The organism is Hydrogenophaga sp. IBVHS1 (assembly GCF_002127265.1).
GTDB lineage: Bacteria > Pseudomonadota > Gammaproteobacteria > Burkholderiales > Burkholderiaceae_C > Hydrogenophaga.
In genome coordinates this window covers 1,124,541-1,148,008 of sequence record NZ_NFUU01000001.1, presented here as the reverse complement: position 1 = coordinate 1,148,008, position 23,468 = coordinate 1,124,541, and the positions used below count along the sequence as shown (strand labels likewise).

General features: G+C 66.2%; 24 protein-coding genes. 15 read left to right on the top strand and 9 right to left on the bottom strand.

The genetic code is table 11. From position 1 onward, the window contains the following. Positions 1 to 3: 3 nt before the first annotated feature. The 6 genes from pgl to CAP37_RS05515 all read left to right on the top strand — a co-directional run bounded on the left by pgl (position 4) and on the right by CAP37_RS05515 (position 5,811). The gene (gene pgl / locus CAP37_RS05540) at positions 4 to 735 is read left to right on the top strand and encodes a 6-phosphogluconolactonase (protein WP_086123261.1); all 732 of its coding nucleotides are present in this window, start codon (positions 4 to 6) and stop codon (positions 733 to 735) included. Positions 736 to 749: 14 nt separating this feature from the next. Then, the gene (gene edd / locus CAP37_RS05535; RefSeq protein ID WP_086123260.1) at positions 750 to 2,582 is read left to right on the top strand and encodes a phosphogluconate dehydratase; all 1,833 of its coding nucleotides are present in this window, start codon (positions 750 to 752) and stop codon (positions 2,580 to 2,582) included. A 28-nt stretch (positions 2,583 to 2,610) separates the two neighbouring features. Beyond that, positions 2,611 to 3,246: a bifunctional 4-hydroxy-2-oxoglutarate aldolase/2-dehydro-3-deoxy-phosphogluconate aldolase gene (gene eda / locus CAP37_RS05530; RefSeq protein WP_086123259.1), complete on the top strand. Its 636-nt coding sequence runs from the start codon at positions 2,611 to 2,613 to the stop codon at positions 3,244 to 3,246. After that, entirely contained in the window at positions 3,243 to 4,832 is a 1,590-nt protein-coding gene (pgi, locus tag CAP37_RS05525) for a glucose-6-phosphate isomerase (protein WP_086123258.1), read from the top strand. Before eda ends, pgi begins: the two co-directional genes overlap by 4 nt. Positions 4,833 to 4,904: 72 nt before the next feature. Continuing rightward, positions 4,905 to 5,258 carry a hypothetical protein gene (locus CAP37_RS05520; RefSeq protein ID WP_086123257.1) on the top strand — a complete coding sequence of 118 codons (354 nt, stop codon included), beginning with the start codon at positions 4,905 to 4,907 and terminating at the stop codon, positions 5,256 to 5,258. Positions 5,259 to 5,397: 139 nt separating this feature from the next. Next, entirely contained in the window at positions 5,398 to 5,811 is a 414-nt protein-coding gene (locus CAP37_RS05515) for a hypothetical protein (protein WP_143435888.1), read from the top strand. A gap of 9 nt (positions 5,812 to 5,820) precedes the next feature. Here the strand turns inward: CAP37_RS05515 and garD are convergent, their stop codons facing one another. After that, positions 5,821 to 7,401 (bottom strand): galactarate dehydratase, encoded by a 1,581-nt coding sequence (garD, locus tag CAP37_RS05510; protein WP_086123255.1) that lies wholly within the window; start codon positions 7,399 to 7,401, stop codon positions 5,821 to 5,823. Positions 7,402 to 7,499: 98 nt separating this feature from the next. Here garD and CAP37_RS05505 point away from each other — a divergent pair, with 98 nt between their 5' ends. From CAP37_RS05505 to glxR, 5 genes are all read left to right on the top strand, one after another. Then, positions 7,500 to 8,528 (top strand): LacI family DNA-binding transcriptional regulator, encoded by a 1,029-nt coding sequence (locus CAP37_RS05505; protein WP_086123254.1) that lies wholly within the window; start codon positions 7,500 to 7,502, stop codon positions 8,526 to 8,528. 409 nt (positions 8,529 to 8,937) lie between these two features. Beyond that, positions 8,938 to 9,888 carry a tripartite tricarboxylate transporter substrate binding protein gene (locus tag CAP37_RS05500; protein WP_086123253.1) on the top strand — a complete coding sequence of 317 codons (951 nt, stop codon included), beginning with the start codon at positions 8,938 to 8,940 and terminating at the stop codon, positions 9,886 to 9,888. 10 nt (positions 9,889 to 9,898) lie between these two features. Beyond that, positions 9,899 to 11,248, top strand: a complete 1,350-nt coding sequence (gene gudD / locus CAP37_RS05495; RefSeq protein ID WP_086123252.1) for a glucarate dehydratase — start codon at positions 9,899 to 9,901, stop codon at positions 11,246 to 11,248. A gap of 19 nt (positions 11,249 to 11,267) precedes the next feature. After that, positions 11,268 to 12,056 carry an HpcH/HpaI aldolase/citrate lyase family protein gene (locus CAP37_RS05490; RefSeq protein WP_086123251.1) on the top strand — a complete coding sequence of 263 codons (789 nt, stop codon included), beginning with the start codon at positions 11,268 to 11,270 and terminating at the stop codon, positions 12,054 to 12,056. Between the two features lie 29 nt (positions 12,057 to 12,085). Further along, complete coding sequence (gene glxR / locus CAP37_RS05485) at positions 12,086 to 12,970, top strand: 2-hydroxy-3-oxopropionate reductase (RefSeq protein ID WP_086123250.1); 885 nt, start codon at positions 12,086 to 12,088, stop codon at positions 12,968 to 12,970. A 38-nt stretch (positions 12,971 to 13,008) separates the two neighbouring features. Here glxR and CAP37_RS05480 read toward each other — a convergent pair whose 3' ends face one another. Further along, the gene (locus tag CAP37_RS05480; RefSeq protein ID WP_086123249.1) at positions 13,009 to 13,416 is read right to left on the bottom strand and encodes a rhodanese-like domain-containing protein; all 408 of its coding nucleotides are present in this window, start codon (positions 13,414 to 13,416) and stop codon (positions 13,009 to 13,011) included. Positions 13,417 to 13,710: 294 nt separating this feature from the next. On the opposite strand from CAP37_RS05480, the gene CAP37_RS05475 reads away from it, so the two are divergent. Next, positions 13,711 to 14,370 (top strand): hypothetical protein, encoded by a 660-nt coding sequence (locus CAP37_RS05475; RefSeq protein ID WP_086123248.1) that lies wholly within the window; start codon positions 13,711 to 13,713, stop codon positions 14,368 to 14,370. Between the two features lie 82 nt (positions 14,371 to 14,452). On the opposite strand, the gene CAP37_RS05470 is transcribed toward CAP37_RS05475, so the two are convergent. From CAP37_RS05470 to CAP37_RS05455, 4 genes are all read right to left on the bottom strand, one after another. Continuing rightward, on the bottom strand, positions 14,453 to 15,472 hold the full coding sequence (locus tag CAP37_RS05470; protein ID WP_086123247.1) for a TRAP transporter substrate-binding protein: 1,020 nt from the start codon (positions 15,470 to 15,472) through the stop codon (positions 14,453 to 14,455). A 33-nt stretch (positions 15,473 to 15,505) separates the two neighbouring features. Continuing rightward, complete coding sequence (locus tag CAP37_RS05465; RefSeq protein ID WP_086123246.1) at positions 15,506 to 16,798, bottom strand: TRAP transporter large permease; 1,293 nt, start codon at positions 16,796 to 16,798, stop codon at positions 15,506 to 15,508. Between the two features lie 3 nt (positions 16,799 to 16,801). Next, a complete protein-coding gene (locus tag CAP37_RS05460; protein ID WP_086123245.1) occupies positions 16,802 to 17,293 on the bottom strand; it encodes a TRAP transporter small permease subunit in 492 nt (163 codons plus the stop codon). A 61-nt stretch (positions 17,294 to 17,354) separates the two neighbouring features. Next, positions 17,355 to 17,876: a gluconokinase gene (locus tag CAP37_RS05455; protein ID WP_256926877.1), complete on the bottom strand. Its 522-nt coding sequence runs from the start codon at positions 17,874 to 17,876 to the stop codon at positions 17,355 to 17,357. A gap of 181 nt (positions 17,877 to 18,057) precedes the next feature. Between CAP37_RS05455 and CAP37_RS05450 the strand changes: the two genes are divergently transcribed. From CAP37_RS05450 to CAP37_RS05440, 3 genes are read left to right on the top strand one after another with little or no spacing between them, the layout of a single operon-like run. After that, positions 18,058 to 19,083: a LacI family DNA-binding transcriptional regulator gene (locus tag CAP37_RS05450; protein WP_086123243.1), complete on the top strand. Its 1,026-nt coding sequence runs from the start codon at positions 18,058 to 18,060 to the stop codon at positions 19,081 to 19,083. A 41-nt stretch (positions 19,084 to 19,124) separates the two neighbouring features. Next, positions 19,125 to 19,493, top strand: coding sequence for a hypothetical protein (locus CAP37_RS05445; protein WP_086123242.1), 369 nt, complete (start codon positions 19,125 to 19,127; stop codon positions 19,491 to 19,493). Between the two features lie 28 nt (positions 19,494 to 19,521). Beyond that, on the top strand, positions 19,522 to 19,809 hold the full coding sequence (locus CAP37_RS05440) for a DUF1330 domain-containing protein (RefSeq protein ID WP_086123241.1): 288 nt from the start codon (positions 19,522 to 19,524) through the stop codon (positions 19,807 to 19,809). On the opposite strand, the gene creD is transcribed toward CAP37_RS05440, so the two are convergent. The 3 genes from creD to creB all read right to left on the bottom strand — a co-directional run bounded on the left by creD (position 19,764) and on the right by creB (position 23,408). Next, positions 19,764 to 21,134, bottom strand: coding sequence for a cell envelope integrity protein CreD (gene creD / locus CAP37_RS05435; protein WP_143435887.1), 1,371 nt, complete (start codon positions 21,132 to 21,134; stop codon positions 19,764 to 19,766). The genes CAP37_RS05440 and creD overlap by 46 nt on opposite strands. 95 nt (positions 21,135 to 21,229) lie before the next feature. Then, positions 21,230 to 22,672: a two-component system sensor histidine kinase CreC gene (gene creC / locus CAP37_RS05430; protein WP_086123239.1), complete on the bottom strand. Its 1,443-nt coding sequence runs from the start codon at positions 22,670 to 22,672 to the stop codon at positions 21,230 to 21,232. A 4-nt stretch (positions 22,673 to 22,676) separates the two neighbouring features. Then, on the bottom strand, positions 22,677 to 23,408 hold the full coding sequence (gene creB / locus CAP37_RS05425) for a two-component system response regulator CreB (protein WP_086123238.1): 732 nt from the start codon (positions 23,406 to 23,408) through the stop codon (positions 22,677 to 22,679). Positions 23,409 to 23,468: the final 60 nt, after the last annotated feature.

The window sequence follows — 23,468 nt, the reverse complement described above, 5'->3', positions numbered from 1 at the left end:
GCCATGAAGGAAGACGAACCCATTCCACCGACCACCTTGCAGGTGCACCCGGCCGGCAGCGAAGCCGAGCAGGCGCAGCAGCTGGCGCGCCACATCGCGCGGCGCCTGCGCGAGGCCATTACCGTGCGGGGTCATGCGGTGATCGCGGTCTCGGGGGGCAAATCGCCGGTGGCCATGTTCGAGGAACTGCGCGAACAGCCGCTGGACTGGGCACGCGTGACCGTGCTGCTGGTGGACGAACGCTGCGTGCCGCACGACCACCCCGAGAGCAACACCGCGCTGGTGCGCACGCACCTGCTGCAGGGCGCGGCGGCGGCAGCCACCTTCGTGCCCTTCTTCGACACCTTGCCCGCCTCACTCAGCGACACCGCCCTCAACGCCATGGTCGACGCCGCCAACCACCGACTCGCCGCCCACCCCTGGCCCATGGACCTGGTGGTGCTGGGCATGGGCGAGGACGGCCACACCGCCTCGCTGTTTCCCGGCGCACCAAGGCTGCCCCAGGCGCTGCGTGGCAGCGGCCCCATCACCTGGTTGCGGCCCATCGCCGCGCCACACGCTCGCCTCACGCTCACGCTGCCGGCCCTGCTGGCCACGCGCGAGCTGGCGCTGTCCATCGCGGGCGCGGGCAAGCTCGCCACCTACCAGCAAGCGCGTCTGGCGGCAGACGAATCGCTGCCCGTCTCTCTGGTGCTGAACCAGTACCAGACTCCCGTCAGCGTCTGGCTGGCCTGAATGAAGCACACAAGATGACCACGACTCCACCCCTTCACCCCACCCTCGAACGCGTCACCCGGCGCATCGTGGAACGCAGCGCCGAGACCCGCGCCACGTACCTCGAAGCCATGGCTGCGCAGCGCAAGTCCGGCACGCAGCGCGCCGGCATGGGTTGCGCCAATATGGCCCACACCACGGCCGCGCTGCCGGCAGCCGACAAGCTCAAGATCCACGCCGAGCGCGCACCGCACCTTGGCATCGTCACCGCGTACAACGACATGCTCTCGGCCCACCAGCCGTACGAAACCTACCCACAGAAGATCCGCGACCACGCGCATGCGCTGGGTGCCACCGCGCAGGTGGCCGGTGGTGTGCCCGCCATGTGCGATGGCGTCACACAAGGCGCGGCCGGCATGGAGCTCTCGCTGTTCTCGCGCGACGTGATCGCGCTGGGCACCGCCGTGGCGCTCTCGCACAACGTGTTCGACGCCGCGCTCATGCTCGGCATCTGCGACAAGATCGTGCCCGGCCTGTTCATGGGCTCGCTGCAGTTCGGCCACCTGAGCATGGTCTTCGTGCCCGCCGGCCCCATGACCTCGGGCCTTTCCAACGACGCCAAGGCCAAGGTGCGCCAGCAGTACGCGCAGGGTCTGGTGGGCCGCAACGAGTTGCTGGAATCCGAAGCGCAGGCCTACCACAGCCCCGGCACCTGCACCTTCTACGGCACCGCCAACAGCAACCAGATGCTCATGGAAATCATGGGCATGCACCTGCCGGGTGCCTCGTTTGTGAACCCCGGCACACCACTGCGCGAGGCGTTGACGCGCGGCGCCGTGAAACGGGCTGTGGCCAACACCGGGCGCACCGGCGAGCCGGCCATCTGCATGGCCGACATCGTGACCGAGAAGACCCTGGTCAATGGCATCGTGGGCCTGCTGGCCACCGGCGGCTCGACCAACCACACCTTGCATCTGGTGGCCATGGCGCGTGCCGCCGGCGTGCTGGTGGACTGGGACGACTTCGCCGAGCTTTCGCATGTGGTGCCGCTGCTGGCGCGCGTGTACCCCAACGGCAGCGCCGACGTGAACCACTTCCACGCCGCTGGCGGCATGGGCTTCCTCATGCAGGAACTGATGGCCGCCGGCCTGCTGCACGCCGATGTGAACACCGTGATGGGCGCCGGACTCGATGCCTACATCCGCGAGCCCTGGCTGGACAACGGTCAGCTGGCCTGGCGCCCGGTGCCCGAGCGCAGTGGCGACACCACCGTGCTGCGACCCGTGGCCGACCCCTTCAGCGCCGACGGCGGCCTGCGCCTGCTGCAGGGCAACCTGGGCCGAAGCGTGGTGAAGGTCTCCGCCGTGAAGCCCGAGCACCGGGTGGTGCGCGCACAGGCCGTGGTGGTGAACGACCAGCACGAGCTGCTGGACCTGTTCAATGCCGGCAAGCTCGAACGCGATCTGGTGGCCGTGGTGCGTTACCAGGGGCCGCGAGCCAATGGCATGCCCGAGCTCCACAAGCTCACGCCACCGCTGGCGGTGCTGCAGGACAAAGGCTTCAAGGTCGCGCTGGTCACCGATGGCCGCATGTCGGGCGCCTCGGGCAAGGTGCCTGCGGCCATTCACCTCAGCCCCGAGTCGCTCGCGGGCGGGCCGATTGCACGCGTGCGCGACGGCGACTGGATCACGCTGGACTGCGAGCGCGGCGTGCTCGAACTGGAGGTGGACGCCGTCACCCTGGGCAAGCGCCGCGTGAAGCACCCCGACCTGCGCGGCAACCAGCACGGCAGCGGCCGTGAACTCTTCGGCCTGTTCCGCCAGCAAGCCAGCGCCGCCGAGATGGGTGCTTCGCCGCTGTTCGGTTGATCCTCACGCGACACGAATCCGCCACACCATGACGACCTGTTTCACTCCCCCCACATTCACCTCTCGCGTGGTCCCCGTCATCGTGCTCTCCAACGCGGCGCACGCCGTGCCGCTGGCGCACGCGCTGCTCGAAGGCGGCATCGACGTGATGGAGATCACCCTGCGCTCGGACGTGGCGCTGATGGCCATTGAGGCCGTGGCGCGCGCGGTGCCGCAGATGCACCTGGGCGCCGGCACCGTGACGCGCGTGGCCGAGGTGCAGCAGGTCATGAACGCTGGCGCCACGTTCGCGCTCTCGCCCGGCTGCACCGATGCGCTGGTCGAAGCCGTGAAAGCCGCCAGCCTGCCCTTCATTCCGGGCGTGATGACCCCGGGCGAGGTGATGCACGCGCGCGACCACGGCTTTCACCTCATGAAGCTCTTCCCGGCAGCACAAGCTGGCGGCATCGGCATGCTCAAGGCGCTTGGCTCGCCGCTGTCGGACGTGCGCTTCTGCCCCACCGGCGGCGTGGGCACGGAGAACCTGCGCGAGCTGCTGGCCTTGCCCAACGTGGCGATGGTCGGCGGCTCCTGGCTCACGCCGGCCGACGCGCTGCGACAAGGCGACTGGGCCCGCATCACCCAACTGGCCCGTGAGGCCACCCAACTGTCAAAACCCGCATGAAACTGCCCACCACCCTGCCCGCCTGGGCCCGACTTCAGGCCTTGGCCGCCACCCCCACGCCCCACTTGCGCGAACTGCTCGCAGAGCCCGGGCGCGCCACCCGATTCACCCACAGCGTGGCTGGCATCACGCTCGACGCCAGTCGCCAGCGCCTCACGCCCGACATTGAGCGCGCGCTGCTCGAGCTGGCACAGCAATCGAATGTTGCCGAGCAGCGCGAGGCGATGTTTCGGGGCGATGCCATCAACGCCACGGAGGATCGGCCTGTGCTGCACGTGGCCCTGCGCGGCGATCCGCTGCACACCGGCCCGTGGGGCAAGCAGGTACAGGCCGAGGTGCAGGCCGAGATCAACCGGGTCTGCGACTTCGCCGAGGCGCTGTCTGCCGGCGCGGTGCGCGGCCACAGCGCCGAGACCATCACCGACGTGGTCAACATCGGCATCGGCGGCTCGGACCTGGGGCCGCGCATGGCGGTGGAGGCGCTGGCGCACCTGGCGCACCCTGCCGTGCCGGGCCCCCGCGTGCACTTCGTCTCCAACCCCGATGCGTGGGCGCTGCACAGCGTGCTGCGGGGACTGAACGCGGCGCGCACGCTGCTGGTGGTCTCCAGCAAGACCTTCACCACGCAGGAAACGATGACCAACGCCGCCAGTGCGCAGCGCTGGTTGAAGGACCAGGGCTGTCCCGAAGACGCGCTTTCCACGCACCTGGTGGCCATCACCGCCAGCCCGAAACAGTCGGCGAAGCTGGGGTTTCCGGCCGAGCGCACCTTTCTCTTCTGGGACTGGGTGGGTGGCCGTTACTCGGTCTGGTCGGCCCTGGGCCTGCCGCTGGCGCTGGCGATCGGGGCGGCGAATTTCCGCGACTTTCTTGCTGGCGCGCGCGAAATGGACCAGCACTTCACTGAGGCCCCGCTGGCGCAGAACATGCCCGTGCTGATGGCGCTGCACGGTGTGTGGAACCGCAACTTTCTGCAACTGCCCACCCACCTCATCGTGCCCTACGCCTCCCGGCTGGCGCGCTTCACGCCCTTCGTGCAGCAGATGGACATGGAATCCAACGGCAAGCGCACCCACGTCGACGGTACGCCCGCCACCGTGGACACGGGCCCCATCGTCTGGGGCGGCCTGGGCATCGACGGCCAGCATGCCTACTTCCAGCTCATCCACCAGGGCCGGCACACCGTGCCGGTGGATTTCATCGGCGTGCAGAACGAAGACACTCCGCTGCCCATGGCAGCCACGCACCACGCGGTGGTGAACCTCAACCTGCGCGGCCAGGCCGAGGCCATGGCACGCGGGCGCACCCTGCAGGACACGCAGGCGCTGCTCGAGAAGGAAGGCCTGTCAAAAGCCCGGGCGGCGGCCATGGCACCGCACCGCAGCTTCGAGGGCAACATCCCCAGCCACGTGCTGTGGCTCGACCGTCTGGACCCCCAGCGTCTGGGAGCTCTCATCGCGCTCTACGAACACAAGGTCTTCACCCAGGCGGCCATCTGGCGCATCAACGCCTACGACCAGTGGGGCGTGGAACTCGGCAAGACCATGGCCAAGGCCATGGAGGCGACAGCGAAAGATGCCCCGTAGGGTATAAAATGCCGTGCCCGAAGTGGGTTGAAACTCCAAGCCCCCTGGCTTGCCCGCCCTAGGAACCATTGCATGCACAGCAGCGTCAAGACCTTTCTCAGCAGCCTGACGTCGATCCTGACGTCGAGCAACGCAGAATCGACGCCCAAAGCCCCCGACCCGCATGCGATGCTGCTGATCCAGAAGTCCATGTTGCGACTGCTGGGCCTGCGCGGTGCAGAAGTGCACCCTGAGCTGGAGCACCGCATCCGGTACGCGCCCAGCATCGAAGCCCTGTGGTTCCTGCGCGCCGATCTGGCTCAGGCCCTGTGCCTGCAGCGCGACGAAACCAGCGCACTGCAGGCGGTGTCCGACCTCACGCCGCTGTTCGAAGGCAACATCGCCAAGACGCAACTGCAGGCTTACCAGCGCGGACAGCGCCGCTGACACGCTGGCTTTTGATGCAGTTGTAACTGCCTGTTTGGCCCGGATCGGACAAGGACTACAGACCCCGCCGCATCAAGGTCCCAGCATGGTGATCCAGGGCGATGAAGCCATCGCCTCCGACATTCGGAAAGGACACACCATGAAAACATCCATACGCCAGCATCTGCGGTTCAGCCTTGCCACCGCGGCGCTCGCCATCGCTCTTCCCGCGTCGGCGGCGGGCGGCGTCGACAAGGCATCCATCGAAGCCAACTACCAGGCCGCTCGCTCGGCCTGCCAGGCCATGGCCGTGCCGGCAGACCGCACGAACTGCCTGCGAGACGCAGGCGCCGCGCGCGCACAGGCGCTGCGCACGGGGCCGTCCTCCACATCGGCCGAGCAGTTGCAGCGCAACGCCCTGCAGCGTTGCCAAGCTCACAAGTCGGCTGAAGACCAGGCCACCTGCGAACGCATGGCGCGTGGCGACGGCAACACCTCGGGCTCGGTGGAGGGCGGCGGGGTGATCCGCGAGCTCACCACGCAGGTCCCAGCGCCCATGCCGCCACGCCAGTAACCGGGCGGCTCAGGTCACGGGCGCCGGGTTGAACAGCACCAGCGCGTTGTGCAGCTTCCAGCGCTCGGCCCACGTCTGTTTGCGGCCACTGGCCACGTCGAGCATGAGCCGGAAGAGTTCCCAGCCCACGTCTTCGATGCTGGCCGTGCCATCGGCAATGGTGCCGGCGTTCAGGTCCATGAGGTCGTGCCAGCGGCGGGCCAGATCGCTGCGCGTGGCGACCTTGATGACCGGCACCGGCGCCAGGCCGTAGGGCGTGCCGCGCCCGGTGGTGAACACATGCAGGTTCATGCCGGCGGCCACCTGCAAGGTGCCACAGATGAAATCGCTGGCCGGCGTGGCCGCGTAGGTGAGCCCCTTGGCGTGCAGCTTCTCGCCCGGAGAGAGCACATTGCCGATGGGCGCGCTGCCTGACTTCACGATCGAGCCCATCGCCTTCTCGACGATGTTGGACAGGCCGCCCTTCTTGTTGCCTGGCGTGGTGTTGGCGCTGCGGTCCACGCTGCCGCGTTTCAGGTAGTCGTCGTACCAGGCCATCTCTCGCACCATGGCCTGCGCCACTTCGGGCGTGGTGGCGCGCGCGGTGAGCTGGGCAATGCCGTCCCGCACCTCGGTGGTTTCGGAAAACATCACGCTGGCGCCTGCGCGCACCAGCAGGTCGGTGCAGAAGCCCACGGCCGGGTTGGCGGTCACGCCAGAAAAAGCATCGCTGCCGCCGCACTGCACACCCACCACCAGCTCGCTGGCCGGCACGGTCTCGCGCCGGCGCGAGTCCAGCCGCTTCAGGTGCACCTCGGCCTGCCGCAGGATCGAGTCGACCATCGACATGAAGCCGACATGCGCATCGTCCTGAAGACAAACCACATCAAGCGCGGGATCTTCACCGCGTAGATCGGCGATAGGAATCGAGCCTGGCGGCAGCAGCCGCTCGGGCTGCAGCTTTTCGCAGCCCAGGCTGACCACCATCACCTCGCCACCAAAGTTGGGGTTCAGGCTGATGTGGCGCAGCGTGCGAATGGGAATGATGGCGTCGGGCGCGTCGATGGCCACACCGCAGCCGTAGCCATGCTCCAGTGCCACCACATCGTCCACATTCGGGTATCTGGGCAGCAGCTCGCTCTTGATGCGCTGCACGGCGAAGTCGGTCACGCCGGCCACGCATTGCACCGTCTGCGTGATGGCCAGGATGTTGCGCGTGCCCACCGACCCGTCCGGATTGCGGTAGCCCTCGAAGGTGTAGCCATCCAGCGGCGGCAGAGGCTCGGGTTTGAAGGTGGCCATGGGGAGGTCTTCCAGGCCGCGCGCATCGGGCATTTTCAGCAGGCGCTCGTGCACCCAGCTGCCGGCCGCAATGTCGTCTAAAGCAAACCCGATCGGCACGCCATACCTCAACACCGTGCCGCCGCGCGGCAGATCGACCAGCGCCACCTTGTGGCCCTGCGGCACCTTCTCGCGCAGCACCAGCCCGCCGGGCAATGAAGTGCCGGCGCTCAGGCCACCGTCGTTGGCGACGATGGCCACGTTGTCCCGCTCATGCATGCGAATGGTCAACGGCGATGACGCCGTCCGCGTGGCAAGGGTGTCCGACATCCGCATCTCCTATGATTCAGCGCGCAACCAGCGCGCACGGGAGCCGTTTCCGGCTACGATCGCCATCCATTTGGTACCGGTACCATTTTAAGCCGCAAATGAAAGATTCCGACAACACCCGGCGCGCGCGCCGTGGCAGCGGGGCCATCACCCTGCGCGATGTGGCGCTGCTGGCCGGCGTGGCCCCCATCACCGCCTCACGCGTGCTCAACACGCCCGAGCAGGTGTCGCCAGACGTCCGGCAGAAGGTGCTGGAAGCGGTGCAGAAGACCGGCTACGTGCCCAACCGCATGGCCGGCGGGCTGGCATCCTCGCGCAGCCGTTTGATTGCGGCCGTGGTGCCGAGCACGGTGATGTCGGTGTTCATGCCGACCATCGAGTCGCTCAACGGCACGCTCTTCGATGCGGGTTACCAGCTCATGCTGGGTCAATCGGGCTATTCCGCCAGCCGAGAGGAATCGCTGCTGGAGGCGATCATCGGCCGCAGGCCTGACGGCATTTTCCTCACCGGCATCCTGCGCCCGGGTCTCGGCCGCACGCGGCTGCTGGCCTCGGGCATTCCGGTGGTGGAAACCTGGGACCTGACACCCACACCCATCGACATGCTGGTGGGTTTTTCTCACAACGACATCGGTCGCGAGGTGGCAAGATTCCTCATGGGCAAGGGGCGCAAACGCATGGCGCTGATCCGGGCCGAAGACGAGCGTGCCGATCGGCGCGCGACCGCGTTTGCCGATGCGGTCTCGCGAGCGGGGCTGGGCCCGGTGGAGGTGGTGAACGTGGGAGCGTCGCGCTCGCTGGGCAGCGGGCGCGAGGCGCTGGGCCGGTTGCTGGCGCAGGCGCCCGATGTGGACGCGGTGTTCTGCAGTTCGGACTTGCTGGCCCTGGGTGTGCTCACTGAAGCACGGGTGAGAGGCCTCGACATTCCTGGCAGGCTGGCCATCGTGGGTTTTGGCGATGTGCCATTTGCAGCAGACATGGCGCCGGCGCTCAGTACGGTGCGCATCAATGGTGTGGACATCGGTCGCCTGGCGGCGCAGTTTCTGATCGACCGGGCCGAGGGGCGGGAAGTGGTGCACCGGGTGGTGGATGTCGGGTTTTCGATTGTTGAGCGGGAGACTTCCTGAGTTTTTCTCCGGCTAGTCCGGTCGATGCCGGATGGGGCTGACAGCTCCGCGAATGTCCCCCGGTCGGCTTCGCCGCCCTCCGCCTTTATTTCGCTGCGCTGTCAGCCCCATCCGGCATCGACCTCATTGGTGCGCGAAAGGTTGCGCGCAACCATGTCAGCAGCTCGTGAGCGCATGGCGCTCTGTGGAGCGAAATAGAGGAGGAGGCGGCCTCCCGCCGCCGGGGGACATTCGCGGAACAGAGCGCCATGCGCTCACGAGCCCGAAGAAGCAGTTGCAAGAAACGGCGTCCAAATAAAACCGATTGACGCGCCCATTTGGTACCGGTACCATTCGCCCGAACTTCATCTGGTACCGGTACCAAACGAAGCCACGCCGCCACACATTTCCAACGACAGGAGACACACCCATGAAACAACTGCTGTGCGCGCTCGGCGCGTCCATGACCCTCACCGCGGCCATGGCCTGGCCCGACAAAACCGTCACCCTCGTCGTGCCCTTCCCGCCCGGTGGTTCCACCGACGTGATCGCGCGCACGCTCCAGCCCAAGCTACAGGAAAAACTTGGCGGCACCTTCGTGGTGGAGAACAAAGCCGGCGCCACCGGCACCATCGGCGCCACGCACGTGGTGCGTTCCGCACCCGATGGCCACACCCTGTTCGTCTCGTCCCTCGGCCCCTTCGTGATTGCGCCCCACCTCTTCAAGGTGAGTTACGACGCGCCCAAGGAATTCGACTTCATTTCCGTCGCCGTGCAGGCGCCCAACGTGCTCGTGGTTCCCGCTGCGTCGGCGCACAAGAGCATGGCCGACGTGATGGCGTTCCAGAAAGCCAACCCCGGCAAGATGACCTTTGCCTCATCCGGCAACGGCAGCAGCGACCACCTGACGGCTGAGCTTTACTGGCAGCAGACCGGCACCAGCGGCGTGCACGTGCCTTACAAGGGTGGCGGCCCCGTGATGACCGATCTGCTGGGCAACCAGGTGGATTCGTCCTTCATGAACATCAACACCGCCATGCCGCAGATCGTCGCCGGCAAACTGCGCGCGCTCTCTATCACCAGCGCCCAGCGTTCGCCGTTGCTGCCCAACGTGCCCACGCTCGACGAACTCGGGATCAAGGACGCCAACGTCTACTCCTGGCAGGCCGTGGCCGGCCCCAAGGGCATGCCGGCCGATTTGAAGGCCAAACTGCACGCCGCCATTCGGGACGCGTTGAACGACCCGGCCGTGAAGCCGAAGCTGCTCGAAGTCGGCTTCGAAGTGGTGGCCAGCACGCCCGAGCAGTTCACCGCCTTCCAGGCGGCTGAATTTGCCCGCTGGCAAAAGCTGATCCAGTCGCGCAACATCAAGGCGGATTGAGGCGCCGTTCATGCTGAGTCCTGTCGCTGTGTCCGCCTCCACGCCCCGCGTCACCGATCTGCGAGCCATTCCTGTCGCGGGGCGCGACAGCATGTTGCTCAACCTGAGCGGTGCACACGCGCCATTTTTCACGCGCAACCTGCTCATCCTCACCGACAGCGCAGGGCGCACCGGGGTGGGCGAGGTGCCGGGTGGCGAGAAGATCCGCCAGACGCTGGAGGATGCGCGCGAACTGGTGGTGGGCCAGCCGATCGGCGACCACCAGCGCCTGCTGCGCGAACTGCACAGCCGTTTCGCGGATCGCGACTCGGGTGGGCGTGGGTTGCAGACCTTCGACCTGCGCACCACCATCCACGCGGTGACCGCTGTCGAAAGTGCCCTGCTCGACTTGCTGGGCCAGCACCTGGAGGTGCCGGTGGCCGCCTTGCTCGGCGAAGGCCAGCAGCGCGACGCGGTGGAGATGCTGGGTTACCTGTTCTACATCGGTGACAAAAGCAAAACGGACCTTCCCTACGCCAGCGAGCCCGATGCGCCCGACGCCTGGAGCCGCCTGCGCCACGAAGAAGCCATGTCGCCCGAGGCCGTGGTGCGCCTGGCCGAGGCCGCGCGCGAGCGCTACGGTTTCAACGACTTCAAACTGAAGGGCGGCGTGCTGCGCGGTGACGAGGAAGTGGATGCGGTCATCGCGCTGCACGAGCGTTTTCCCGATGCCCGTGTGACGCTGGACCCCAACGGCGGCTGGCTGTTGAAGGACGCGATCCGCCTCGGCCAGCGCATGCGCGGTGTGGTGGCGTACGCCGAAGACCCGTGCGGCGCCGAAGACGGCTTCTCCGGCCGCGAGGTGATGGCCGAATTCCGCCGCGCCACCGGGCTGCCCACGGCCACCAACATGATCGCCACCGACTGGCGCCAGCTCACGCACGCGCTCTCGCTTCAGTCGGTCGACATTCCCCTGGCCGACCCGCACTTCTGGACCATGGCGGGCAGCGTGCGCGTGGCGCAGACCTGCCGAGACTGGGGCCTCACCTGGGGCTCGCATTCCAACAACCATTTCGATGTATCGCTGGCCATGTTCACGCACGTCGGCGCTGCCGCGCCGGGCAAAGTCACCGCCATCGACACGCACTGGATCTGGCAGGATGGCCAGCGCCTCACCAAAGAGCCGCTTAAGATCGTCGGCGGCCATGTGCAGGTACCGCGCAAGCCTGGCCTGGGTGTCGAGCTCGACATGGCCGAGGTGGAGAAAGCCCACCAGCTCTACCTGCAGCACGGCCTGGGATCGCGCGACGATGCCACCGCCATGCAGTACCTGATGCCGAACTGGACCTTCAATCCCAAGCGCCCTGCGCTGGACCGATGAACCACAACCCTTTCACCCCATGAGACCGAACCGACTGCGACAGATCTGGGCCGCTGGCGGCGCGGTGGCCAATGGATGGCTCGCCATTCCAAACAGTTTTTCTGCCGAGACCATGGCCCACCAGGGCTGGGACTCGCTCACCATCGACCTGCAGCACGGCGTGGTCGACTACCAGGCCATGGTGGGCATGCTGCAAGCCATCTCCACCACCGACACCGTACCTGTGGTGCGCGTGCCCTGGCTGGAGCCCGGCATCCTCATGAAAACGCTGGACGCCGGTGCCTACGGCGTGATCTGCCCGATGGTGAACACGCGCGAGGACGCGCAGAAGCTGGTGGCGTACACGCACTACGCGCCGCGCGGCACACGCAGCTTCGGCCCGGTGCGCGCCCTGCTCTACAGCGGCGCCGATTACCCGAAGCACGCCAACGACACCATCGTCACCTTCGCCATGATCGAAACCGCGCAGGCGCTCGACAACCTTGAAGACATCCTCTCGGTGCCTGGGCTGGACGCGATCTATATCGGCCCATCCGATCTTTCGCTCGCGCTGGGCTGCAACCCGACCTTCGACGACCTCGACCCCAAAGCCGCTGCAGCGGTCGAACACATCCTGGCTCGCGCCAAGGCGCATGGCCTGGTGGCCGGCATCCACAACGGCTCGCCCGAAGCGGCGGCGCGCCGCATCGCCATGGGTTTCCAGTTCGTCACCATCAGCTCCGACGCACGCCTGATCGCCGCTGGCTCGCAGCAGGTGCTGGCCACGCTGCGCGCCACGCATCCGCGCACCACACCGGACGGCTACTGAACACCTCCTCTCACTTGCAAGGACATTCAATGAAGATCGGATTCATCGGCCTCGGCATCATGGGCACGCCCATGGCCCTGCACCTCGCCAACGCGGGTCACACGCTGTATGTGCACACGCGCAGCCAGGTGCCCGAGGCGATTGGCGCGGCCGGCGGAAAGCGCTGCGAGAACGCCGCCGCCGTGGCGCGCGAGGCAGAAGTGATCTTCACCATGGTGCCCGACACGCCCGACGTGGAGGCTGTGCTGTTCGGTGAGAACGGCGTGGCCTCCGGCTTGAGCAAAGGAAAAATCGTGATCGACATGAGTTCGATCTCGCCCATGGCCACCAAAGGCTTTGCCAAACGCATCAACGAACTGGGTTGCGACTACATCGATGCTCCGGTCAGCGGCGGCGAAGTGGGCGCCAAGGCCGGCTCGCTCACCATCATGTGCGGTGGCGACGAAGCGGTGTTCGAGCGCGTTCGCCCGTTGCTGGAACTCATGGGCAAGAACATCACGCTGGTGGGCGGCAATGGCGACGGCCAGACCACCAAGGTGGCCAACCAGATCATCGTGGCGCTCAACATCGCGGCGGTGAGCGAAGCCCTGGTGTTTGCCAGCAAGGCCGGCGCCGATCCGGCCAAGGTGCGTCAGGCGCTCATGGGCGGCTTTGCAGCCAGCCGCATTCTGGAGGTGCACGGCGAACGCATGATCAAGCGAACCTTCAACCCCGGCTTTCGCATCAAGCTGCACCAGAAGGATTTGAACCTGGCGCTGCAAGGTGCACGCGAGATCGGCGTGAGCCTGCCGCAAACAGCCAACGCCGCGCAGCTGATGCAGGCCTGTGCGGCGCACGGCCTGGGCGAACTGGATCACTCGGCCCTGGTGCAGGCGCTGGAGATCATGGCAGGGCATGCGGTGGCAAAAAGCTGACTGCGCCTGCCAGCGGGCGCGGGAGTGTGGATGGGCCACTACCGGGGAGAGGTCTCCTTCTCGTAGGGCCAGTTCACGATGCCGCCCCAGACAAAAACGTGCTTGTATCCATCGGCCTGCAACTTCTCGCACGCTAAGGGGGCCTTCATGCCACCGTGGCAATAGACAACGATGTACTTGTCCTTTGGCGGTGGTGCTTTCACGTCTGCGGTGACGCCGCCCGGGATGTTGATGGCCGTCGGGATATGCCCTGACGCGTATTCGGCAGGAGAACGCACATCGACGATGACAAAGCGCGGGTCTCTGCGGTCGATGATCGCTTTCAAGCCTTCAGGCGTCCGGATCTGATTACCCAGCCCGTTGGGCAAAGTGTCCGTCTGCGCCCATGCCGGTGTGCAAAGCGGCAGGGCGAGCAGCAGAGCAAGAAAGCAGGACCGTCTCTTCATCTTGAGCCCTCCGTGGCGTCCTCGTGGTGAAGCCGCAGTCGCCTTTATAAGAGGCGGTCGACATCGCCACGTTGACGCAAGTCAACCGTGCGCGCGACGATGGTCAGGGCCCGAGCGCCGTCGGACTTGAGCGGCCAATGGCGGCTTGACGGAGATCAATCGATGTACGCAAAAACCAGTCGCTCGGTGCATCAATGTTCGGCGAATTGACGAACATCAGTTGCGCGCTCCTCAGGCTTCCTAGAGTGGGTTGCAGCAGGCGCCATGGCCTGCACAACCACCACAGGAGACCCCATGTTTACCCGACGCACCACCACACTTTCGCTGCTGGCCACCGCCACAGTCGCCGCCTTTGTACTCACCACCGGCTGCGCCAGCGCGCCCCCGGTGGGCGAAAAAATGGTGTCCGACCCGATGGGCACCGTCACCACGTACCACCGTAAAAGCTCAGGCAGCCTGGGCAACTTCGATGGCAAGGTGGTTTGGACGCACGCACCCGGCACCTGGCAGGGCAAACCGATGATTGCCTTCGGCGCACCGCAGGCCGGCGTGGCACTGCACGATCCCGCCACCTTTGACGCGGTGGCTTACCTTCGGCCCGACGGTTCGCCGTTCTCGGCCTACGAGCCGCCCGTGGGCTATCGCTGGCCGCTGGAAGTGGGCAAGGCATGGACCTCCAGCCACGATGTGACGAACTTCGTCACGGGCACGAAACAGAAATCCACGATCCAGTGGAAAGTGGTTTCCTACGGCGACGTAACGGTGCCGGCCGGCACCTTCAAAGCATGGAAGTTGCAATGGGTCGACAACCTCGGCGAGGCCGAGACGCGCTGGACCGCGCCGGCCGAGGGCCTGGCAACCATCAAGCGCCACGTCGAGCGCCCGGCCTCGCACCCGCAGGGCGCGGGCGTGCTGGACGCCGAACTGCTGTCGCGCGTGCGGCCCGCGAAGTGATGCGTCCACGGACGCGCGCACGCCACTGACACAAAATGGCCGGCGCCTTGCGGGGCCGGCCTGTGCACCAGGGCGCCGCGCCTTACTTGGCGGCGCGCGCCTTCGCCACGGCCGCCTGCGTTTCTTTCCACAGGTCTTCGCCCACGTTGGTGGCAATGCCCGTGTTGACCGCCGCCAGCTTCTCGCGCATGCGATTGGCCTCGCTCGGGCTCAGCTGGTTGATCTGCATGCCCTTGCCCTTCAGATCGGCCAGCGCCTTGTCGGCCTCGGCGCGCGTGTCCTGGCGCTCGAAGTCGCGGCTCTTCTTCGCGGCGTCCATCAGCACCTTCTGCTCGTCCTTGCTGAGCTGATCCCAGTACTTCTTGCTCACGGTCACGATCCACGGGCTGTAGACGTGGTTGGTCACGGTCAGGTACTTCTGCACCTCGTAGAACTTGCTCGAGAGAATGGTGTTGTAGGGGTTCTCCTGGCCGTCCACCGTCTTGGTTTCGAGCGCGGTGAAGAGTTCGGAGAACGGCAGCGGAACGGCGTTGGCGCCAAGCGTCTTGAAGCTGTCGATGAACACGTTGTTCTGCATCACGCGCAGCTTGATGCCATCCATGTCTTCCAGTTTGGTCACCGCGCGCTTGTTGTTGGTGAGGTTGCGGAAGCCGTTCTCCCAGTACACCAGACCCACCAGGCCTTTTTCCTGCAACTTGTCCATCACCTTCTGGCCCACCGGGCCGTCGAGCACCACGTCGGCTTCCTTCGCGTTGTCGAACAGGAAAGGCGTGTCCCAGATCGCCATTTCCTTGGTGATGCCCACCAGCGTGGCGGTGGAGCCCACCATCATTTCCTGCGCGCCACCGATCAGCGCCTGCTGCATCTGCACGTCCGAGCCGAGCGCGGCGGCGCCGATGGCGCGGATCTTCATCTTGCCGCCGGACGCTTTCTCCACCTCGTCGGCAAACACCTTGGTGGCGCGACCCTGGTTGGACACTTCGTTGAGGCCGTAGCCGAAGCGGATGATGCGCGGCTTGATGTCTTGCGCCAGCGCAGCGAAAGGGGCGGCAAAGGCGGCCGCAGCGGTGGCGGCAATGAGGGTTCGACGGAACAGGGTCATGACAGTCTCCTTGGAGTGGGTGAAATTGAAACGTCAGCGCATCCAGGCCACGGGCGCGGTGACGATCTGCGGGAACACGATGAACAGGCCGAGAACGAAGAGATAGGCGATCAGGAACGGATTCACGCCCTTGATCACCTGGTGCATGGGCAGGCGGCCGACGCCGGCGACCACATTGAGCACGGTACCCACCGGCGGCGTGATCAGACCGATGGCCCCGTTGAGCACGAACATGAGGCCGAAATACACCGGGTCGATGCCGGCCTTGACGGCAATGGGCAGCATCACCGGCGCGATGATGAGGATGGTGGGCGTGAGGTCGAGCGCGGTGCCGATCAGCACCAGCGCGATCATCATGGCCACCATCAGCAGGCGCGGATGTTCAATGAGCGGCCCGAGCCAGCCCGACAGCGTGGACGGCAGGTCGGCCAGCGTGATCATGTAGCTGGCCACGGCGGCACCGGCGCACAGGAACATCACCACCGCCGTCGTGCTGGCCGCGCGCACGAGGGCCGCGTACAGCTCGGGCAGGCGCATTTCGCGGTGCACCAGCATGGCGATCACCAACGCATAGAACGCAGCGACCACAGCGGCTTCGGTCGGCGTGAACACCCCGCTCTTCATGCCGCCGATGATGATCACCGGCATCAGCAAAGCCCACACCGCGCGGCCGGTGAGGCGCAGTCGCTCGGCCAGTGGCGCCTTCGGGTGGCTCTTCAGCGTCATTTTGCGCAGCACCACGCGCCACGCCACGATGAGCGCCACGCCCATGATCAGACCCGGCACGATGCCCGAGATGAACAGCGCCGAAATCGAGGTGTTGGTGGTCACGCCGTAGATCACGAACGCCATTGACGGCGGAATGATCGGCCCGATGACACTGCCCGCGGCAATCAGGCCCGCCGAAGAGGCCATCGGGTAGCCGTGCTGGCGCATCATGGGCAACAGAATGGCAGACATCGCCGCCGCGTCGGCCAGCGCCGAACCCGACATGGCCGAGAGCAGCACCGCCGCGCCAATGGCCACGTAGCCCAGCCCGCCGTGCACATGGCCGACCCAGGCTTGCGCCATGTCGATAATGCGGCGGCTGATGCCGCCCGAGTTCATGAGCTCACCGGCGAGGATGAAGAACGGCACGGCCAGCAGCGGGAAGCTGTCGACACCGGCCACCATGTTCTGCGCCAGCAGTTGCGTATCCCAGAAGTCCATCACCCAGGCCATGGCGGCCCCGGTGAGCAGCAGCGCGAACGCCATGTTCATGCCCACGCCCATGAGCAGCACCATGCCGGCCATGAAGACGATGAATGCGAGTGCTTCGACGCTCATGGTTTACTCCATGTCCACCGAGTGGCCCAGGTCGAGCGGGGTGCGCCGCACGATCTCGACCAGCACCATGAAGCCGATGGCCAGCGCACACAGCAGCGCCGGCAGCGGCAACAGCGCCACCGGGTAGCCCAGCACCACGGAGTTGCTGTTCATGCCCACCACCACCTGCTGCCAGGCGCCACGGCCGAGCAGCACGCAGGCCAGCAACACCAGCAGGCGAATGACCAGGGTGACGAACGCAAACGCTTTCGGGCGGTGGCGCAGCGTGCCCACCAGGCTGGTGAAGGCCATGTGCTGGCCCGCCGGGTAAGCAGCGGTGGCGCCCAGAAACACCATCCACACGAACAGCAGGCGCGAGAGTTCTTCGGTGGCGTTCAGGCCGCTGTTGAAACCGTAGCGCAGCACCACGTTGCCGAACACGCACAGCACCATGGCCGCCAGGCAGAGCGCCAGCAAGGCCTCGGCGCTGCGTTTGAGGAAGTGGTTGAAGTTCATTGGAATGCCCTCCGTGCTGCGCACTGCGGGTGCGAGCGCCTTCGGAGCGGCCGGGCGGCGCTCATTGCACCACCTCTGAACCGCGCACCCAGCGGGCGACCTCTTCCCCCAGCGCAGCCAGCTCGCGCGTGGCGTCCAGGCGCAGCACGCCAGGCTCTTCGCGCGGGTCTTCCAGCGTTTCGAACTGGCTGGCCACCAGGCTCACCGGAAACACATGCGCGGGCCGCGCGGCCACGCGAGCGCGGGCCTGCTCTTGTGTGAGATCGAGGAACACGAAGCGCAGGCCCGGTGCGGCGGCACGCAGGCGATCGCGGTAGCGGCGGCGCAACGCGGAACAGGTGAGCACCACGCCACCGCCGTGGCTCTGCAGTTGCGCGGCCAGTGTATCGAGCCACTCCGCGCGGTCTTCATCGCTCAACGGTGAGCCGCTGCGCATCTTCAGGATGTTGCCGGCGGAATGAAAGTCGTCGCCTTCGAGCAGGGGCACGCCCAGGGCCTGGGCGCACCACTGCCCCAGGCTGGACTTGCCGCAACCCGCCACGCCCATGACGACAAGCAAGGTGTTTTCGGACCGATGGTTCATTTGGTAGCGCTGTCCCAAGAATCTAAAAAAAGGGCTGCAACAACGGCGTGGCTTCCACCTCGACACCGCGAGGTTTCATGGCAACATGCGTGGGCAGGTTCAGGGTAAATTCGGGTGTCGGATGGCTTTGGACAGCGCTATCCTAAACGCCAGTGCCGTTTTCGAAATACCGGGAAAACCCTTGGAACCCTCCGAACGCAAGCGCCGCCACAGCGGGCGCATCACCCTCACCGACGTCGCCCAGGCGGCCGAGGTCAGCCCCATCACCGCGTCTCGCGCGCTGCGCGGAGAACGCGGCGTGGCGGCTGAACTCGTGGAACGCGTCAAGGCGGCGGCTACCCAGCTTGGCTATGTGCCCGATCCGGCGGCGCGCGCGCTGGCTTCGCAGCGCAGCGCGCAGGTGCCGGTGCTGGTGCCGTTGTTGTCCAACGCCCTGTTCGTCGACGTGCTCGAATCCGTGCAGCGCACGCTGTGGCCCCACGGTTACCAGACACTCATCGGCGTAACGCACTACGAACCGCTGGAAGAAGAACAACTGCTGCGCAGCTACCTCGCGCACCGCCCGGCCGGCCTGCTGCTCACTGGCTTCGACCGCACCGAAGCCGCACGCCAGCTGATCGCCGCCAGCGGCGTGCCCTGCGTTTACCTGATGGAGCTCACGCAGGCACCCGGCGTGTATTGCGTGGGCTTTTCGCAGATAGAGGCCGGGCACGCCATCACCGAACACCTGGTGCAGCGCGGGCGCAAGCGCATCGCCTTCGTGGCCGCCCAGCTGGACCCGCGAACCATGCAGCGCGCCGAAGGTTACCGCCGCTGCCTGCGCGAGCACGGCGTGTACGACGCGCGGCTGGAGCTGCTCAGCCCGGAACCATCGTCCATGCGACTCGGTGGTGAGCTGTTCGAAGATCTCCTGCGCACCAGGCCCGACGTGGACGCCGTGTTCTTCTGCAACGACGACCTGGCCCAGGGTGGCCTGCTCACCGCGCTGCGCCTGGGCGTCGACGTGCCCGGGCGAATTGCCGTGGTGGGCTTCAACGACCTCTCGGGCAGCGACCAGATGGTGCCGCCGCTCACCACAGTGCGCACGCCCCGGCGCGCCATGGGCGAAGCCAGCGCGCAGATGCTGCTGGGGCTGATGCGGGGGGAGACGCCGGCACAGAACTCGGTGGACCTGGGCTTCGAGCCGATGATTCGGGGCAGCAGCTGAAGTCGCGCTAAGCTGTCGGACCAGTCCCAGCAGGAGGCTCCATGTCCCACGCGGCTTTCACCATCAAGGCGTTTGCGGTTTACCTCGGTGCGCTCGGCGCATCGCTGGTGCTGGCCCCCAACTTCATGCTCTCGCTGTTCGGCTTCGCGCCCACCAGCGAGGTGTGGATCCGGGTGCTGGGCGTGGTGGTGTTCAACCTCGGCTGGTATTACTGGTACGCGGCGGTGAGCGAAGCCCGACCTTTCTTCGCCGCTTCGGTGGTCACGCGCGTGTTCGCACTGCTGGCCTTCTCGGGCCTGGTCGTTTCAGGCTTTGCGCCGCCCATGCTGGCGCTGTTCGGCCTCGTCGATGCGGCGGGTGGCGCATGGACATGGCTGGCCTTGCGCAAGGACCGGCATTTTTTCCATTGATCAACTTTTCATTCAGGAGACACAGCCCATGGCCGCCTACATCTACGCCAACGTCCAGATCACCGACCCCGCCATCTACGAAAGCTACCGCAAGGAAGTGCCCGCGGTGCTCGCGGCGCATGGCGGCAAGTTCCTGGTGCGCGGCGGAGCCGTTTCCGTTCTGGAGGGCAACGGCGTCCCGCAGCGCCAAGTGATTCTGGAGTTTCCCGACATGGCGCACCTGCAGGCGTTCTACCAGTCGCCGGAGTACCAGCGACTGGTCGCCATCCGTCAGAGTGCGTCCGTCGGCACGCTGTTCGCGATCGAAGGCGCCTGAGGCGGCGGCGCGCCCATCACGCTGTACCAGTCCACCTTGCGTGTGGCGACCATGATGGCCGCAAGCACGCCGAACAGCAGCAGCGAGCCCATCATCAGCGCGTTGTCTTCCGAGACCAGGATGCCGTAGAGCACCCCGTACAGCGCCACGAGCAAACCGCTCATGAGCATGCCGGGCCGCCAGCCACCCAGCACATGGCGCAGGTAGTGAGCCAGCAAGCCGATGCAGGCCAGGCTGGCCGCCAGATAGGCCCACACAAAATCCATGTGCTCGGAGAGCGAGAGCAGCAGCAGGAAAAACAACACGAGCGCGGCGCCGATCATCAGGTACTGCATGGGATGAATGCGCCACTGCCGCACCATCTCGAGCACGAAGAAGGCCGCGAAGGTGAGCACGATGAACATCATGGCGTACTTGGTGGCGCGCTCGGTCATGCGGTAGACATCCACCGGGTTGTCCAGCGACACAGCGAAACCTTCAAGCAGCTGTGGTTTTTCGCCTTGCTGCAGGAACTGTTGCTGCGCCTGTGCCGACAGTGAGGTCACGTTCCACTGGGCCTCGAAGCCTTGTGGACCCACGCTGCGCGAGCGCGGCAGAAAGTCGCCCACGAAGCTGGGGTGCGGCCAGGCCGACTGCAGGTTCACGCTGTTCTCGTCGGCCAGCGGCACCCAACCCATGCGGCCGGTGCCGGCCAGCTCCAGTTGAAGCTCGAAGGGCAAGCCCTCGCCGGGCTTGAGCCAGCCCACCTCAATGGAGGCACCAAGCGGCAGTGGCATGCGCTGGGTGGACAGCGTTGGCCCCACCGCCAGCGCACGACCGCCCACCTTCAACTGCGGCGCGCTCAGCAGACCGCGCAAATCGCCTACGCCCATCAACACGCGCGGCTGGCCCAACGCGATCTGGCCGCCCTTCTCCTTCGGTTGCACGTCGCTCCACACGAAGCGGCCCGTGCTCTCGTGCGAGCTGGTGTAGACCGTGATGGGAAAGATGCCGCGCCAGCGCGTCTCGGTGTTCAGGCGCGCCCGCGTGTCCATGCGGGTCGGAAAGCGAATGGACACATGGTTCTGCGTCACGCGCTCTTCGCGCAGAAGGCCCGTGTCGCCCACCGGCACGGTGCGTGTGAAGGTTTCGGTGTAGGGCACGTACAGCACCGGGCCGGTGATCGTCTGGGCGCCCGCATGGGCGCGGGCCACCTCGGTGGCAGCAACCTCACGGTTCTGGCTGCGTTCGTGGATCACGTCGCGCACCATCATCAGGGGAATCGAGAGCAGCAGCATCAGCAAACCGATGATCAGCACTTTGCTCAGCAAGGGGTATTTGTTCAATTCGGGCTCCGTGTTGAGAACCCACCCAGTCTGATCACGCGGCGTGCAGCGCGTGTGCGGTGCAGCGGCTTTTTGTGAAGCCGGCGTGAAAACGGTCAGGTGGGCAGGCGCCAGCGCGCTTCGCAACCCGGCGGCGGCTCGGCGTTGCCAATGACCAGTCGCCCACCGTGCAGTTCGCTCACTTCCCGCACCAGGCACAGGCCAAGGCCGGAGCCTTTGTCCTGCCCCTCGGCGCGCGGCAGCGAATAGAACCGCTCGAAAATGCGATCCATTGCGTACGCGGGGATACCAGGCCCCTGGTCGCGCACCGACCATTCCACCTGATCGCCGTCCTGGCGCAATTGCAGCCAGAGTTCACCCTGCTGGGGTGAGAACTCGACCGCGTTGTCCAGCAGGTTCTGCAGCGCCTGGCCGATGAGGAACGGGTCGCCCTGCACCTTCATGCCCTGCCGCAGATCGTCGTGCACGCGCAGTGCCTTCAGCCGGATGCGCGGCTCCATGCGCAGCAACAACTCGCGCGTGAGAGCGCTCAGGTCCACTGGCTCGCGCGCGGCCAGACCACGCATCTGTTCCACATGCGCGAGTTCGAGCAGTTTGTCCACCAGCTGGCGCAGGCGTTCGGCCTGGCGCTGGATGTTGTCGGCGAAGCGGTGCCGGTCATTGGGAGGCAAGTCTTCCTGCAGCAACTCGGCGGCGCCGCGGATGGCCGCCAGCGGGCTCTTGAGCTCGTGCGTGAGGGTGTGCACGTAGCTCTCCACGTAGGCCTTGTCTTCCAGCTGCAAACGCATGCGTTCCAGGGCCTGCGCCAGCTCGCTGAACTCGGTGTTGCCTGACAGGCGGCCCAGCACCGGCATCACCACGCGGTCACCGCGCGCCACCGCGTTGGCGTAGCCGCGCAGGCGCGAAAGCGAACTCGCAATCCACCAGCTGAACAGCAAACCGATGGCGAGGGACAGCCCCAGCAAGGCCCAGGACCAGCGCAGGATGCGCTGCTGGCTGCGCTCGATGTAGGGTTCGAGGCGTTCGTTGGGGCGCGAGACAGAAAGCACGCCGATGATGCGATCGCCATCGCGAATGGGCGCGGCCACGTGCATGACCGTGGCGGTGTCGGGTGCATAGGGATTGGCCGGGCTCGAACGCGCGCCGTATTCACCGCGCAGGGCGCGGGCCACGTCGTTCCAGCGCGAGAAATCCTGCCCGATCGCTTCCGGCCGCGTATCGAAGCGCACGATGCCCCGGGCGTCGGTCACGGTCACTCGGTAGTCGATGCGGTCTTTCTGAAAACCCCAGATGCTGGCCTGTGGGTTCACCTCAGGCAAACCGGTCAGCGCCTGCGCAAAATTACCGCTGCCGATGGTGCCGGCCTTCATGTCGGGCGCGGCCAGGCGGGAGAGTGTGTAGGCCGCGTCCACCAGGCTGTCTTCCATGGCCTGTCGGGTGCCCGGCTTCACCTCTTCCACAAACACGCGCAGCACCACAAAGAGTGCCAGCCCGAGGATGAAAAAGAAGCCCAGCAGCAGGCGCAGACCAATGCGCATGCGTTCAGTCCGGCAGGCGGATCGAATAGCCCATGTTGCGATGGGTCTGGATCACCTCCGCCACCAGGCCGCGCTCGCGCAACTTGGCGCGCAGCAGTTTCACGTGCGCATCGACCGTGCGGTCTGCGGTGTCGGCGGCATCACCCCACACCAGATCCATCAGTTCCGAACGCGAGAAGATGCGCTCGGGCCGCCGCAGCAAAGTGGCCAGCAGCTGGAATTCGTACCGGGTGAGCGCGAGGTAGCTGCCCTGGCAGGCGATGCGCTGCGCGGCTTCGTCCAGCACCAGAGCGCCGCCCGACAGCTCGGGAGCAGCCGCTTCAACCTGCGCCGCAGTAGCGCCAGCTTGAGCACCCGGTGAAGCGCCACCTGAAGCGCTGCGGCGCAGGATGGCACGTACCCTTGCCACCACCTCGCGCGGCGAGAAGGGCTTCACCACGTAGTCATCGGCCCCCAGTTCAAGTCCGAGCACGCGGTCGATCTCCTCGTGGCGAGCGCTGAGGAACACGATGGGGAGTTCGCTGGTCTTGCGGATGGCCCGGCACACATCGAAACCGCTGCCGTCGGGCAAGCCCACGTCCAGCACGGCGAGATCGGGCGGCTCGTTCTCGAACGCCTGCAGCGCTTCACCCACCAGGCGAACATGCCGCACCTCGAAACCCTCGCTTTGCAGCGCATAGATCAGTGTGTCGGCGATGGCCTGTTCGTCTTCGAGCAGCAGGATGCGCTTGCGCATGGGTGGGAACGCGGTCGGATGGAGGGCGCCATCTTAAGCCGACACAGGTGGTTACCTTGC